Annotated in this window: 14 protein-coding genes and 1 pseudogene; 4 read left to right on the forward strand and 11 right to left on the reverse strand. The window is 49.4% G+C overall.

Annotation, left to right across the window (positions count from 1 at the left end):
- Positions 1–154 precede the first annotated feature (154 nt).
- Together OGV94_RS17960 and OGV94_RS25240 are read left to right on the forward strand one after the other, a co-directional pair.
- Positions 155–1,303 (forward strand): MFS transporter, encoded by a 1,149-nt coding sequence (locus tag OGV94_RS17960; RefSeq protein WP_043015749.1) that lies wholly within the window; start codon positions 155–157, stop codon positions 1,301–1,303.
- 179 nt (positions 1,304–1,482) lie between these two features.
- Positions 1,483–1,551, forward strand: a pseudogene (locus tag OGV94_RS25240) (transporter); the annotation flags it as partial.
- A 4-nt stretch (positions 1,552–1,555) separates the two neighbouring features.
- Here OGV94_RS25240 and OGV94_RS17965 read toward each other — a convergent pair.
- The 5 genes from OGV94_RS17965 to OGV94_RS17985 are packed head-to-tail and all read right to left on the reverse strand — an operon-like array spanning position 1,556 to position 5,324.
- A complete protein-coding gene (locus tag OGV94_RS17965) occupies positions 1,556–1,993 on the reverse strand; it encodes a PTS sugar transporter subunit IIA (RefSeq protein ID WP_286523897.1) in 438 nt (145 codons plus the stop codon).
- 51 nt (positions 1,994–2,044) lie between these two features.
- A complete protein-coding gene (locus tag OGV94_RS17970; protein WP_042309472.1) occupies positions 2,045–2,956 on the reverse strand; it encodes a transketolase family protein in 912 nt (303 codons plus the stop codon).
- Positions 2,953–3,753, reverse strand: coding sequence for a transketolase (locus OGV94_RS17975; protein ID WP_087052622.1), 801 nt, complete (start codon positions 3,751–3,753; stop codon positions 2,953–2,955). Before OGV94_RS17975 ends, OGV94_RS17970 begins: the two co-directional genes overlap by 4 nt.
- 12 nt (positions 3,754–3,765) lie before the next feature.
- Positions 3,766–5,031 carry a PTS ascorbate transporter subunit IIC gene (gene ulaA, locus OGV94_RS17980; protein ID WP_042309469.1) on the reverse strand — a complete coding sequence of 422 codons (1,266 nt, stop codon included), beginning with the start codon at positions 5,029–5,031 and terminating at the stop codon, positions 3,766–3,768.
- A gap of 17 nt (positions 5,032–5,048) precedes the next feature.
- The gene (locus tag OGV94_RS17985; RefSeq protein ID WP_042309466.1) at positions 5,049–5,324 is read right to left on the reverse strand and encodes a PTS sugar transporter subunit IIB; all 276 of its coding nucleotides are present in this window, start codon (positions 5,322–5,324) and stop codon (positions 5,049–5,051) included.
- Positions 5,325–5,445: 121 nt separating this feature from the next.
- Between OGV94_RS17985 and OGV94_RS17990 the strand changes: the two genes are divergently transcribed.
- The gene (locus OGV94_RS17990) at positions 5,446–6,294 is read left to right on the forward strand and encodes a MurR/RpiR family transcriptional regulator (protein ID WP_042309464.1); all 849 of its coding nucleotides are present in this window, start codon (positions 5,446–5,448) and stop codon (positions 6,292–6,294) included.
- Positions 6,295–6,299: 5 nt separating this feature from the next.
- Here OGV94_RS17990 and OGV94_RS17995 read toward each other — a convergent pair whose 3' ends face one another.
- From OGV94_RS17995 to ycaO, 6 genes are all read right to left on the reverse strand, one after another.
- Positions 6,300–7,094, reverse strand: coding sequence for a PA3715 family protein (locus OGV94_RS17995; RefSeq protein WP_286523899.1), 795 nt, complete (start codon positions 7,092–7,094; stop codon positions 6,300–6,302).
- Positions 7,095–7,105: 11 nt separating this feature from the next.
- Positions 7,106–7,840: a hypothetical protein gene (locus OGV94_RS18000; protein WP_047412343.1), complete on the reverse strand. Its 735-nt coding sequence runs from the start codon at positions 7,838–7,840 to the stop codon at positions 7,106–7,108.
- Between the two features lie 25 nt (positions 7,841–7,865).
- Positions 7,866–8,606 (reverse strand): pyruvate formate lyase 1-activating protein, encoded by a 741-nt coding sequence (gene pflA / locus OGV94_RS18005; RefSeq protein ID WP_003035751.1) that lies wholly within the window; start codon positions 8,604–8,606, stop codon positions 7,866–7,868.
- A 310-nt stretch (positions 8,607–8,916) separates the two neighbouring features.
- Positions 8,917–11,199, reverse strand: a complete 2,283-nt coding sequence (gene pflB / locus OGV94_RS18010) for a formate C-acetyltransferase (RefSeq protein ID WP_043015754.1) — start codon at positions 11,197–11,199, stop codon at positions 8,917–8,919.
- A gap of 59 nt (positions 11,200–11,258) precedes the next feature.
- A complete protein-coding gene (gene focA, locus OGV94_RS18015) occupies positions 11,259–12,116 on the reverse strand; it encodes a formate transporter FocA (RefSeq protein WP_043015755.1) in 858 nt (285 codons plus the stop codon).
- 404 nt (positions 12,117–12,520) lie between these two features.
- Positions 12,521–14,281 carry a 30S ribosomal protein S12 methylthiotransferase accessory factor YcaO gene (gene ycaO, locus OGV94_RS18020; protein WP_080626331.1) on the reverse strand — a complete coding sequence of 587 codons (1,761 nt, stop codon included), beginning with the start codon at positions 14,279–14,281 and terminating at the stop codon, positions 12,521–12,523.
- 136 nt (positions 14,282–14,417) lie between these two features.
- On the opposite strand from ycaO, the gene OGV94_RS18025 reads away from it, so the two are divergent.
- Entirely contained in the window at positions 14,418–15,110 is a 693-nt protein-coding gene (locus tag OGV94_RS18025; RefSeq protein WP_043015756.1) for a DUF421 domain-containing protein, read from the forward strand.
- Positions 15,111–15,237 lie beyond the last annotated feature (127 nt).

A 15,237-nucleotide genomic window follows, 5' to 3' on the forward strand; every position in this document is an offset into this window, starting at 1 on the left:
TGTGTTTTTGTGCTTTTTATCTATTCACATTAAGAATCAGTAATGCAAATCGATCGTCCAGAAAGCGCCTCAGCCCTCTGATTACGCCGATTGACAATGTTTTTGGCAGTGGCATGATGCGCATGAAATTTGAACTTCCTCACGGTTTTTATTCATGTCCACCTATACCCGTCCCGTCATGCTATTGCTATGCGGGCTGCTTCTGTTGACCCTGGCGATCGCCGTGTTAAACACGCTCGTCCCGCTTTGGCTCGCCCATGAAAATCTGCCCACATGGCAGGTAGGCGTGGTGAGCTCGTCCTATTTTACCGGTAATCTGGTAGGGACGTTGCTGACCGGGTATTTAATAAAACACCTTGGTTTTAATCGCAGCTATTACATCGCCTCGCTTATTTTTGCCGTAGGTTGTGTCGGGCTGGGGATTATGGTGGGATTCTGGAGCTGGATGACATGGCGCTTTATTGCCGGTGTTGGCTGCGCCATGATTTGGGTGGTAGTGGAAAGTGCGCTGATGTGCAGTGGGACTTCGCGTAATCGCGGACGTTTGCTTGCCGCTTATATGATGATCTATTACGTGGGGACGTTTTTAGGCCAGTTGCTGGTTAGTAAAGTATCAACTGAATTGATGAACGTTCTGCCGTGGGTGACGGGTACAATCCTGGCTGGCGTTTTACCACTGCTCTTTACGCGCATTGCCAATCAGCAGGGTGATGAACAGCAGTCTACGCCTATTGTCTCCATGCTGAAGCTGCGACAGGCGCGTCTGGGCGTTAACGGCTGTATTATTTCCGGGATTGTATTGGGGTCCTTGTATGGCCTGATGCCGCTGTATCTCAACCATCAGGGGGTGAGCAACGCCAGCATTGGTTTCTGGATGGCGGTTCTGGTTAGCGCCGGTATCCTGGGGCAATGGCCGATTGGCCGTCTGGCGGATAAGCTGGGACGCCTGCTGGTTTTACGCGTTCAGGTTTTCGTGGTAATCGTCGGGAGTATTGCCATGCTGAATCAGGCGGCGATGGCGCCCGCGTTGTTTATGTTGGGGGCGGCAGGTTTTACTCTCTACCCGGTAGCGATGGCCTGGGCCTGTGAAAAGGTGGAACACCATCAACTGGTCGCCATGAATCAGGCATTGTTATTAAGCTATACCGTGGGCAGCCTGCTTGGTCCCTCATTTACCGCGATGCTGATGCAGAATTATTCAGATAGCTTGCTGTTTATCATGATCGCCAGCGTATCGTTTATTTATTTACTGATGCTGTTGCGTAAGACGGGCCATACGCCCAATTCTATTGCGCATATTTGACCTGATTTAACAGAATACGAACAGGTTCCCATACATACTGTTTATGTATGCTTTATGGGAACCTGCATTATTTAATCACACGCTTTTGCCCTGAAAATAAAGTGTGCAGAAGATTATAGTTTTACACCCTGCCGTTTCCGCTCGCTCATTTTACCGCGCATAATCCCACGCCTGATTTTATCGTGACGCCGTTTGTGCTGGTAGGATTGGGGCTGATTTTCCCGCTTCTGGCGCGCAGGAAACAGTAATGCGTTAACTCACTTCAAGAATAGAGAGAAACTGCGCCAGGCTGGTGGTATGGGATAACTGGTGTAAGCGCTCCGCTTCATCCAGCCAGCACACCAACTGTTGGATCATTTCGATATGTTGAGTGCTGTTGGCTGCGGCAAGAACAATGATTAACCCCACATCCGGGTGTCCGGGAAACAGGACTGCTTCTTTCAGGCTCAATAGCGACAGATGTGTTTTACTGCCAATCACGCCTTCATCCGGTCGAGCATGAGGCAGGGCAAATTCTGGACTTAATATATACCATGGGCCATGTTTTTCTGTTTCATGGATGATTGCCTGAGTATAACTATGTGTAATTACGCCTTGCACTTCGAGAGGGTGACAGGCCAACTGCACGGCTTCCTGCCAGGTGCCGCATTGTTCGCGAAACTGCCAGGCTGAAAATAGCGTAGATAGCATCGTTTTATCCCCATTGTAGTTGGCAGACCGTGTAACGGTCTGCCAACCAGATTATTTGAGTGCTTCACAGATTGCAGAGGCTGAAATTCCGTATTTCTCTTTCAACTGCCGGCTGTTGCCCGATTCGGTGAATGTGTCCTGAGTACCAAGGCGACACAATCGTGAGTTGATTCCTTCTTCAGCCAGCACTTCAGCAATCTGGCCACCCAGTCCGCCGTTAATCGTATGATTTTCAATCGTGACGATACGTGGGCAATTGGCAATGAGGTGCAGGAAACGCTGACGATTGAACGGTTTTAGCGTTGCCACATGAATCAGTTTGCCCCTTTTCCCCTGCGCACTGAGCTGGGCGTAACCCGTACTCGCTTGTTCAAGAACTGTTCCTTCATAAACAATGGCGAAGTCGTTGCCTGAACTCTCCACGGCCTCGATATCGGATACTCGGGGGACGACTGATTTATCGCGTACGGGCATCGGTTCCCGGGCAACACGAATGTAGACAGGGCCGGGGATGTTTACTGCCTGCTCAAATGCAGCCTCAACTTCTTCGGCATCTGCCGGAGTCAGAATCGTGATTCCTGGCAATACACGAGTCAGGGCTAGATCTTCCAGCGCATGGTGCGAAGCGCCATCCGGGCCGTCATCCATACCTGGATGGCTACCGACCAGCTTAATGTTGGCCTTTGCGTAACAAGCCTGACGAAGCTGTGTCCATGCTGTACCAGTCACGAACATCGCGAAGTTAACGTAAAAAGGAATGTTACCTTCCAATGCCTGACCTGTGGCGAAACTCATCGCGGAGCCTTCGGCAATTCCCATTTCAAAGAATGCTTCAGGCCAGATCTTCTGAAACTGATCGGTGCGGGTGGAGCTCGCCAAATCGCTGTCGATAACGACAACTGGATAGCCTTTCTCCCTCAAAGCGAGCAGGGCATTACCAATCTCATCGCGTGGTGCTCTCATGACTGTAATTCCTCCATAGCTTGCTGGTATTGTTCCGCACTGGGTGTTTTAGAATGCCAGTCGCCGTTATTTTCCATATAGCTCACGCCGCTGCCTTTGGTGGTGCGGGCGATAATAGCTACCGGCTTGCCTTTCAGATAACGAGATAGCTGCAAAGTGTCGGCAACCTGGCACATGTTGTTACCATCCTGTAGCTCAAGTACGTGCCAGCCAAAATTACGGATTTTGTCGGCCAGTGGCTCGAGATTGATGACGTCATTGACCGGATCGTGTGAGGAAAAACCGTTGTAGTCGATGATGGCGACCAGATTGTCCATCCGCATATGAGCGGCCTGTTGCAGTGACTCCCATATTTGGCCTTCGTGCATCTCCCCATCGCCGATGATTGCGAAAACGCGGTTGGGATCCCCCGCGCGATTTTTGGCAGCAGCCATCCCCAGCGCAATTGACAGACCCTGGCCAAGCAGTCCAGTTGTTGCATCCACATCGGGAAGTGATTTCACGCTCGGATGTCCCTGCAGACGCGAGTTAATCTGACGAAAGGTGCTAAATTCGCTGCGGGATATTTTCCCCAATTGATACAGCATGGCGTACTGTGCCGCGACGGCGTGGCCTTTACTCATCACCACCCGGGCACGAGGTGTTTCATTCAGACGAACTTCTTCATGATAAATCCAGGTCAGAATATCAATAATGGAGAGTGCGCCGCCGGGATGACCAATACCGGATTCGTAAATAATGGTGACAATATCGCGGCGGGCAGATCGCGCATGAGATTTCAATTCATCAATATTCATGTTTACTCCTTATCAGGGCAGCATTTTGCCGATGTAATACACCACCAGACCAAGCGCGACGAAATCGGTTTCCGGGAAGCTGGTACCGGAAAGTCCTACCGATTCCATAATTGGGTAGATAAGTGCGGGACCAATGCCGATGAGAATGCCTGTAATAAAGCTTCCCACTACTGCGCCTTTCCAGCCTCCTGAAGCGTTGCCAAAGACGGCAGCCGTTGCCCCAATGAAGAAATAGGGGATCGCGACGGGGATGATTACCGTCTGACCAATCAGCGCAAGTATTCCCATCACCACCAGTCCGCCGACGAACGAAGAGATAAAACCAAGTACGGTAGCGGTTGGCGCGTAAGGGAATACAACCGGGCAGTCGAGCGCCGGTTTGGCATTAGGAATGAATTTTTCCGAGATCCCGAGAAATGCCGGAACGATCTCTGAAAGCAGTAAACGAACACCGGTAATAATGATGTAAAGCGAGGCGGTAAAGGTCAGTGACTGAAAAAGCGGGTAGACCAACCAGTGCATGCCACCTGCTACCGCGGTAACCGCTGTTTTCCCTGCTGCCAGTGCGGCGATGTAATAGAAAATACTGACCGAAATAGAGACTGAGACAATGTAATCTTTAAAAATCCCCAGCCATCCGGGGAGATTCAGTTTCTCCGTCGACTCTTTGGGATCGCCGACCTTCGAGCCAATCCAGCCTGAGGCCGCGTAAGCCAGTGTGACATAATGACCCATGGCGATTTCATCATTGCCGGTGATCTTACGCATCCACGGTTGGGCAATGGCCGGGTAGATGCAGGCAGCAAGGCCTAACAATACAGAACCAACCATAATCGTAACGCCATCGCTGTAACCGAGCGCTTTCAGCGTGACGGTGAGCAATGCCGAGAGATACAGATTATGTTGGCCGGTCAAAAAAATGTATTTAAACGGTGTAATACGGGCAAAAAGTAAGTTCCAGCCAAAGCCGATAACCATGATGAGTGATACGCACATGGCAAATTTGGTTTGGGCCAGGCCGGTTAGCGCCTCCGCCAACGGCATCACTCCTTTGAGTCCAAATCCATCGCTAAACAATGTCTGGAAATTACCCAGAGATGTCACTGCCAGCCCCGCGCCACCCGCAAAGACCAGAAATCCAACGATGGTTTTGAAGGTGCCGGATAATACTTTTTCAATCGGCTTGCGTTGAATGAGCAGACCGATTAATGCAATAAATCCAACTAAAAGTGGGGTTACACCCAAAATGTCGAATACAATAAACCTGAGGAGATCCATATTGCCTCCGGGAGAGGTTAGTTGCCCTGAATTACGCTGGTGAGCGCAGTTTCCATTTCTTCGCTATTCATCAAGTCGGTTATACCGATGGCTCTGAATCCAGCAGCTTCGATTTCATCGGTGAGGTCGCGCATGGTGATAACAAAATCAATCCCTTGCCAGGTGGCAAGACCGGACAATACGTCATGTTCGAGTTCAATATCCCAGCCATGCTTGTCGATGATTTTTTGCGCTTTGATTTTGAGCATTAAGGAACTGCCCATACCGGTACGACAGACAATGAGACCTTTCATTTATTTTTCTCCTGTTTTGTAAAAATAATTATTTTCATTGCTCTTGTTGTGAAAAAAATTATTATCTTAACGTGGGCAGAAAGATGTGACTGTGTTTGCATTTTGAGCAAAAAGGCGAAAAATGAGTCAGATTGACACTAACTTACTGATAAACATCAGAAATGAGGCTGGAGGGTTAAGCCCAATTCTGGAAAAAGTGGGCCGTTTTGTGACGGAGAACCCTGATTTTGTGATGAGACATACGATCACAGAGTTAGCGGATTCTATTGAAACCAGTGAAGGGAGTATTACCCGTTTTTGCCGCGCATTTGGTTTTAAAGGTTTTTCTGATTTCAGAACTGCGCTTGCGCTGGAGCAGGGAGCTGCGCGTCCTGAAGAGCAGGAAAATGATGAGGTCTCTGCCGTAGTGGCGAGCATTCGTGACAGCCATGCCATCATTAATACGCAAGAATTACAGGCTGCTGCGGCGTGGATCAACCAGGTTAATTCTGTCGCGATATACGCTGTTGGTACGGCGGTGCCCGTCGCGCTGTTCTTACAAATGAACCTGATTAAAATGGGTAAGGCGGCAAGTTTTGTCGATCGTTTTTACCTCACAACCTCATCCATGATGGTTGAACCGCAGAGCCAGGGAATCATTGTGGTGCACACTGAGCAGGCATCGGCTGATATGATGCAAGCGCTGGCGTTGGCGAAGCAGCATGGCGCGCGGATCCTTTCGCTGACCCGCGGCACCTTTGCGCCGCTTAGCCGTCTTTCGGACTGGAATCTACAGGCCGCCGTAGCCCTGAAGGGTGAGGGGGAGTATGGTTTCGCAGAAATCGCCGGTGCAATGATGGTGGCGGACAAATTACTCAATGCGCTGGAGGAGCAAGATGAGCGCTATGCGGAGTGCCGTAAAGCGCATCAGAAGAGCATTTTCTCAATTGAAAGCGTGGCGAATAAGCTCTCGGAATATTTTATGTCCTGAACCGTTTACTCAAGCGGTGCCAGATTTTTGGGGACGACATACTGTTTTCCATTATAAAGCAGGGTCCAGCTCGCCTTGCTGGACTTATCTTTTGAGGTACACTCAGCATCAGCCTGAAGATTGGCGTTGGATGCTACACTTTTCTCGCTTACACGAATATCAACGTATCCATTATGCGAGTCAGGCGTAAGTGAGAGGGTACGAGTAATATCGTTGAATGTTCCTTCACAGTTCCCGTCCCATTCCCCGGTACTGTTTTCAAGGACGATACCGTTTAATATCGTTCGTAGTTGGTCATTTTCAATAACAAACAGCGATAGCACATCTTCACTAAATGGATTTACACGGGAACTGCCGGTGCGGGCTATCCGCAAGCCAAATGCGGTTTGGTTAGTGGCGACTTTCCAGCGAGCGGTATCCAGTATCAGACCGGAAATTCGAATAGCGTCGTCATTCATCCTTTCGGGCAGGCGTAATCGTTGTTTAACGTCGAGGCTCGCGGAGTCCAGTACCAAAAGTTCCAGATCGCCAGTATGATCGTAATCGTTATCCTGTTGTGCCATCAGCGGAATCGCCGCCAATGTCAGTTCCGGGTGAGCGGGCCAGACGCGGCAAATTACGCTTTGCGCTGAGTTGCCCGTGATATCGATAACCTGATTGCTTTTGGTGAGCATCTGACCTTCCGCTGCTGGTTTTGCCTCCGGCCACGCATGCTGCACAATGGCGTTGATATCACAGGTGCTGGCGGCATTCGTACTCTGAGCAAGCAGCAAAAAAAATGCTGAAACAAGTACTCTCATCGTGAAATCCTTTAGTGGCCTGAGAGGTAGAAGCGGGCAGCAACCAGCTCACTGTCGGTTAAATCAATGATTATTGGTACATGACCAGGGCGGTATAACAAGGAATCAATGGGCAAGCCATCGTTACCTTTTTGCATATCTACCGTGATTTTCAGCCCATTATCAAGGGGAAAAACCAGGTAACGTTTTTCGGTATCAACAATCTGGAGCTTATATTTTTCAAGAGATTCCATGGTTTGCGCGACGTAGTAAGCGTGGTCGGCGCTGGTTTCATTACCGTCTTCTTCACTGACTGACGGATCTAATTGGAACCTGGCGGTTATCAAACTGGCTTGTGTAATTTCCTGTTTTTGCGCTGCGGGTAATTTATTGTTATCTAACTGATAGTCAGGTGTGTCAGCAACCCAACGATAATCAATTATCTTCCAGGGGGACTCTTTTGGAATCTTTAATGGGAGAGGGAAACACTCTGCTGCGTTGATGCAGATTTTGTTATCAGCGACTTTATAAATATTGCCCATTCGGGTATCGAACGGCGTTGAGCGTAGCGCATCGATATCACTTTGACTGTACGGATTGCATTCGGCACAGCGAGCAAAGGAGTTATCGTAGAAGAAAGCGACTGTTTCTTCGGTGGTGTCATCGTTATACAGATAACGAATCTTCGGTCCGGAATCTGACCGGACCGAAGCTGTATGGAATATAAAGAGCAGTGCGAATATTCCGTATCGCAAAAATCTATCCATGATTTACTTCCTTAATGCATAAACATTAATACATCACTTTATGTCCATATTGCTCGAGAATGCCTTTCACGCGCTCCATGGTCTCTTTCTTTGGTGGCTTGACGCCATCCAGTTTGTACTCTTCGCCCATTGCCACCCATTTGTGTTTGCCCAGCTCGTGATATGGCAGCAGCTCGATTTTTTCAACGTTGCCCATATCGCGGGTAAACTCACCCAGGCGGTGCGCAGAGTCGTCATCGTCAGACCAGCCAGGCACGACAACGTAGCGGATCCACACTTTGATGTCTTTATTGGACAGGTAACGCGCGAACTCCAGCGTACGATGGTTCGATACGCCGACCAGATTCTGATGGATTTCATCGTTCATCTGTTTGAGATCGAGCATGACCAGGTCGGTGACTTCCAGCAACTCATCGATAACCGGATCGTAGCGGCGAACAAAGCCGTTAGTATCCAGACAGGTATGAATACCTTCTTTTTTACAGGCCCGAAACCAGTCACGTACGAATTCAGCTTGCAGAATAGCTTCGCCGCCGGACGCCGTCACACCGCCACCGGATGCGTTCATAAAGTGGCGATAGGTCACGACTTCTTTCATTAACTCGTCGACGGTGACTTCTTTGCCGCCGTGCGTATCCCATGTGTCACGGTTATGGCAATACAGGCAGCGCATCAGGCAGCCCTGGAAGAAGGTAATAAAACGGATGCCCGGGCCATCAACAGTGCCACAGGATTCAAAGGAGTGAATGCGACCAATAACTGACATTGCGGTGTATCTCCAGGTGTGGCCCATCCGGGGCCTGTGTTAGTGCACAGTTATTAACTGTGTCGAGTCTGTTTTGGCTGCTATCCATACTTTTCGTCTTTCAAGCTGCATCTTTGTTAGCTACCTTCGCTCACCCCAGTCACGTACTTCTGTACGCTCCAGGGGATTCACTCCGTTGCCGCCTCAATGCAACTCGAAATCCATCGAGTATATAAGTATAGATAGCTGACAAAGCAGGCTATTAAAAAGGCCCCACTTACGTGGAGCCTTTATTGTACGCTTTTTAAAGTACGATTTCAGTCAAAACCAATTACATGGTCTGAGTGAAGGTACGAGTAATAACGTCCTGCTGCTGTTCTTTAGTCAGGGAGTTAAAACGTACAGCGTAGCCAGAAACACGAATGGTCAGCTGCGGATATTTTTCCGGATGTTCCATCGCATCCAGCAGCATTTCACGGTTCATGACGTTCACGTTCAGGTGCTGACCACCTTCGATGGACGCTTCATGGTGGAAGTAACCATCCATCAGACCAGCCAGGTTGGTCTTACGAACTTCGTCGTCTTTACCCAGTGCGTTCGGAACGATAGAGAAGGTGTAAGAGATACCATCTTTAGCGTAAGCAAACGGCAGTTTAGCAACGGAGGTCAGAGAGGCAACAGCACCTTTCTGGTCACGACCGTGCATTGGGTTAGCACCCGGTCCGAACGGCGCGCCAGCACGACGACCATCTGGGGTGTTACCGGTTTTCTTACCATAAACCACGTTAGAGGTGATGGTCAGAACAGACTGAGTCGGGATAGCGTTACGATAAGTAGTCAGTTTCTGAATTTTCTTCATGAAACGTTCTACCAGGTCAACCGCCATATCATCAACGCGAGGGTCGTTGTTACCAAACTGCGGGTATTCGCCTTCGATTTCGAAGTCTACAGCCAGACCGTCTTCATCACGAATCGGTTTAACTTTCGCATATTTGATTGCAGACAGGGAGTCAGCAGCAACGGACAGACCAGCGATACCACACGCCATGGTGCGGATAACGTCACGGTCATGCAGCGCCATCAGAGAGGCTTCGTAGCTGTACTTGTCGTGCATGTAGTGGATAACGTTCAGCGCGGTGACATACTGTTTAGCCAGCCAGTCCATGAAGTGATCCATGCGGTCCATAACTTCGTCGAAGTTCAGAACGTCGCCTTTGATCGGTTCAGATTTAGGACCAACCTGCATTTTCAGTTTTTCATCAACGCCGCCGTTGATTGCGTACAGCATGGTTTTCGCCAGGTTTGCACGCGCACCGAAGAACTGCATTTGTTTACCAACAACCATCGGGCTTACGCAGCAAGCGATAGCGTAATCGTCGTTGTTGAAGTCCGGACGCATCAGGTCATCGTTCTCGTACTGCAGAGAAGAGGTGTCGATGGACACTTTAGCGGCGAATTTCTTGAAGTTCAGAGGCAGTTTTTCAGACCACAGAACGGTGATGTTCGGCTCTGGAGAAGGACCCATGGTGTACAGGGTGTTCAGGAAGCGGAAGCTGTTTTTGGTAACCAGAGTACGGCCATCAACGCCCATACCACCGATAGATTCAGTTGCCCAAATCGGGTCACCGGAGAACAGTTCATCATATTCAGGAGTACGCAGGAAACGAACCATACGCAATTTCATGACCAGGTGGTCAATCATTTCCTGAGCGTCTTGCTCGGTGATTTTGCCTGCTTTGATATCACGTTCGATGTAAGCATCCAGGAAGGTGGATACGCGACCGAAGGACATTGCTGCGCCGTTCTGAGATTTAACAGCGGCCAGGTAGCCGAAGTAAGTCCACTGGATAGCTTCCTGAGCGTTGGTAGCCGGACCAGAGATATCGCAGCCATATTTAGCAGCCATTTCTTTGATCTGACCCAGTGCGCGGTGCTGTTCAGCAATTTCTTCACGCAGACGGATAGTTGCTTCCAGGTTTACGCCGTTTTCCAGATCGGACTGCAGAGAGACGAACTGAGCGTATTTGTCTTTCATCAGGTAGTCGATACCGTACAGCGCAACGCGACGGTAGTCACCGATGATACGGCCACGGCCATACGCATCTGGCAGACCAGTCAGAACACCGGATTTACGGCAGTTCAGAATGTCTTTGGTGTAAACATCGAATACGCCCTGGTTGTGGGTTTTACGGTATTCGGTGAAGATTTTTTTCAGCATCGGGTCCAGTTCGCGATTGTACGCTTTGCAGGAACCTTCAACCATTTTGATGCCGCCAAACGGAATGATTGCACGTTTCAGCGGAGCTTCAGTCTGCAGACCAACGATTTTCTCGAGCGCTTTGTTGATGTAGCCAGCGTCGTGAGAAGTGATGGTAGAAGCAACGGAGGTGTCAAAGTCAACAGGCGCGTGAGTGCGGTTTTCCTGTTTAACGCCTTCCATCACGCTGTCCCACAGTGCAGTGGTCGCATCAGTTGCGCCAGCCAGGAAGGACTCGTCACCCTCATACGGAGTGTAGTTTTTCTGAATGAAGTCACGGACGTTTACTTCATTCTGCCAGTCACCTTTGGTAAAACCTTCCCAGGCTGTGGCTAACTTTTCATTAAGCTCGGACATGTAACACCTACCTTCTTAAGTGGATTTTTTATTTACTGCGTGTAATGGGCATCATCAGATTAATGATGATCGTTACCACGCAGATAAATGACCCAGTATGTCAACCCGACCAACAAACCGCCGCCGATAATGTTACCGATCGTAACCGGAATCAGGTTATCGGTGATGAAGTTCATCACGGTCAGGTGAGAAAAATTCTCCGGAGAAGACCCAACAGCGGCCCAGAATTCCGGGGTGGCGAAATCGCGTATTACAATACCCATAGGGATCATAAACATGTTTGCGATACTGTGCTCAAAACCGCTGGCAACAAACATTGCGACCGGTAATACCATGATAAACGCTTTGTCCATCAGGCTGCGGCCCGAGTAGCTCATCCATACCGCCAGGCACACCATCAGGTTAGCCAGGATGCCAAGACTTACCGCCTCAACAAAAGTATGGTGCACTTTGTGGTCGGCTGTCTGCAGGACGTTGAGCCCCCACGCGCCGTTGGCGGTCATGTATTCGCCGGAAAGCCACATCAGTAGCACGAAGAGCAAGCAACCAACCAGGTTACCGACATAAACGTTAAGCCAGTTTTTAGCCAATTGGCCCCAGGTAATACGACCACTGGCTTTTGCTACGACAATCAATACGGTTGAGGTGAAGAGGTCTGCGCCGCAGACAACACAAAGAATCAGCCCCAGGGAAAAGCAGATACCACCTACTAATTTTGCCATGCCGAAAGGCATAGTTCCGGTACCGGTTGTGGCGGTGATATAGAAAACAAAGGCAATTGAAATGAATACACCGGCAGTAATTGCCAGATAGAACGTCTTAAGCGGATGTTTCGTTGCTTTATAGACGCCTGCTTCTTCGGCAACTTTGGCCATTGCAGCAGGAAGAATAAGATCAAAAGGGTTGTCAGCTTTCACACTAACTCTCTCTTTATTAAGTCGGCGACGAGATACTAACAAAGCATTATAGATGAGAATTTGATATAGATCATATCTCGCCTGGCTTATAGGCCCGTAAGACGCATGGTTTTTATGCGATTACGGAGTAACTTGTTGATTATCCATATAAAAATAAATTTTAAAAATTATAAAGTGAGTTGAATTTTTTCTTTTTGTCTCCTGTCAGACGGTTAATTAAAATGGAGTAATTGAGATAAAAAACCACATTAATAAGCTAATTTTTTTAATATCAACTACTAATATTTAACCTTGTTTTTACATTTATTTTTTGATTTGACCAAAATAAAAAACAGGGCGCATAAAGCGCCCCGTAATATAGCCCAGACAATACCTTTAGCCTACTCAGCGCAGGTTGATTGTCACTATTTTGACCAGTGTGCAGCTTTCGCGCGCTGCAGTTTTTCGTAGGCTTTCAGCAGAGACTGATGCGCCGGGAAAGCCTGCAGATCGCTATCAACGGGTTGCAGCCCGTAGAACGGCGCTTCGCCACTTAATGCCGCACTTGCCGCTTCAACCGCATCGGCTCCGTACATGCGAACGAATGCGTTCAGATATTGCAGCGGTTGGCGATCTTCTTCCTGAGATAGCAGTAGCAGCGTTTGCAGGCAGCGGTAGTAGTTGGCTCTTTCAGCGCTAAAGACAGATGCGTTGAATTCCATCGTCCATTCAGTCCAGATCAGCGCCTGTTCCAGGTCGCCACCGGCCAGCGCCAGCATCACTTTAAGCTCGCCAATGCGCAGGGTATACCAACCGTTATCCGCACCGGTCGCCAGACCAAGCAGTTCACGTACACGGGTGAAGTCGTCAAAGCCTTCTTCGTCCAACTGTTCGATCAGATTGAGATAGTCTTCTTTATCCCATTCACTGCCTGGCAGAGAGAGGATGGTGTCACGCAGATGGGCACCCATGGCGTTGTTGGCTAACCACAGATCTTCTGCCGGATAGATGTCAGACATTCCCGGAACAATAATACGGCAGGCGTAAACGCTCAGATGCTCATAGTCGGCGATATACACTTCTTTATCTTCAGCATTGAAGATAGCCATCAGGGTGGCGAACTCTTCTTCCGTAGTGCCGGAGAAATTCCAGTCAACGAACGGGTAGTCGGCATCCTGCTTGAACAGATCCCAGGAGATCAGGCCGCTGGAATCAATGAAGTGGGTTTCAAGGTTAGTGTGTTCCGCCACTTCTTCATCGTCGAACGTCGGCGGGGTGAAGACATCAAGATCTTTCAGACCACGGCCCTGCAACAGTTCAGTGACGGTACGCTCCAGCGCAACACCGAAATCCGGGTGCGCGCCGAAGGAAGCAAAGCAGGTACCGTTGGCCGGGTTGAACAAGACAACGCAAATCACCGGGTACTTGCCGCCCAGCGAGCCATCGTAGGCGAAAATTGGGAAACCTTCCGCTTCCAGTTTGGCAATGGACTCCACCACTGCTGGATAGCGCGCCATCACTTCAGCCGGGATTTCCGGCAGGCTGATGCTTTCCGCGATAATGCGGTTCTTCACATGACGTTCAAAGACTTCAGACAGGCCCTGAACACGCGCTTCGTTACGCGTATTACCCGCAGACATGCCGTTAGAAACATACAGGTTGCCGATAATGTTCATCGGAATATAGACAGTCTGGTTATCCGACTGGCGGGTAAACGGCAGACCGCAGACGCCACGTTCTTCATTACCAGACTGTAGATCGATAAGCATGCTGCCGGTCAATTCGTTATCTGGATCGTAAAACGCACGCAGACGTGTATCCAGCAGACCTTCTGGTACGTCGTCATTTTCAGTCAGCGGGAACCATTTTTCGTTCGGGTAATGTACGAACGGGCCGTTGGCGATAGTTTCACCCAGCCAGAAATCCGCAAAGAAATAGTTAGTCGACAGACGCTCAAAATATTCGCCCAGCGCGGAAGCCAGCGCCGCTTTTTTCGTCGCACCTTTACCGTTGGTGAAGCACAGCGCGCATTCTTTGTCGCGAATATGTACCGACCAGACGTTAGGAACGGGATTCAACCACGAGGCTTCTTCAATTTGAAAACCGAGGTCGAGCAATTTTTGCTGGAAGCGAGCGATGGAGTCTTCCAGAGCGGCATCTTTGCCGGGGATAAATGTTTGCGTCATGAAAATCACTTTTGTCGTACGGAAAGCGCGCAATGATACGGGTTTTCAATGAACGGCGCTATCGTCGCCGGAGTTCAGGCGTAAATAAAAGTATTAGCTATGCTTTCCTACAGCCAACCACGTTTAGAGCATAATAATGAAAGCTTTCGATTTACACCGTATGGCGCTTGATAAGGTGCCCATGGATTTTCTGGGAGAAGTCGCGCTACGCAGCCTCTATACCTTTATATTGGTTTTTCTGTTTTTAAAAATCACCGGACGTCGCGGCGTACGCCAGATGTCGCTTTTTGAAGTCTTGATAATCCTTACGCTGGGTTCTGCGGCGGGAGACGTGGCATTTTATGATGATGTTCCAATGTTGCCGGTGCTGGTGGTCTTTATTACTCTTGCCGTGCTGTATCGGCTGGTGATGTGGCTGATGGCGCATAGCGAAAAAATGGAGGATTTGCTGGAGGGGAAACCCGTCGTGATCATTGAGGACGGAGAGCTGGCATGGTCAAAGCTCAGTAGCGCCAATATGACGGAATTCGAATTCTTTATGGAACTGCGTTTGAACGGTGTGGAGCAACTGGGGCAGGTGAAACTGGCTATTCTGGAGACGAACGGGCAAATCAGCGTCTACTTCTTTGCCGATGAAGACGTAAAACCGGGGCTCAGTATTCTGCCTAAACGCTGTACGCAACGATTTAAAGTCATACCTGAAGCAGGGGACTATGCCTGCATACGTTGTAGCGAAGTGGTGCACATGAACGCCGGAGATCACCAATTATGTCCGCGCTGTGCAAATCCAGAATGGTCGAAGGCCAGTCGGGCAAAACGGGTCACCTGACAGCGAAAATCTCGGTTTTTACCCGTCAATCCGATAGATTCTGTTGTGTGACGGATGACACATTTTTACCCTGGTCAGTTTTACCCATTGCGGCGCGTGTCACTGAATGATAAAACCGATATCCGCA

Origin of the sequence: Citrobacter sp. Ce006, assembly GCF_030336535.1 — a bacterium.
GTDB classification, from domain to species: domain Bacteria; phylum Pseudomonadota; class Gammaproteobacteria; order Enterobacterales; family Enterobacteriaceae; genus Citrobacter; species Citrobacter europaeus.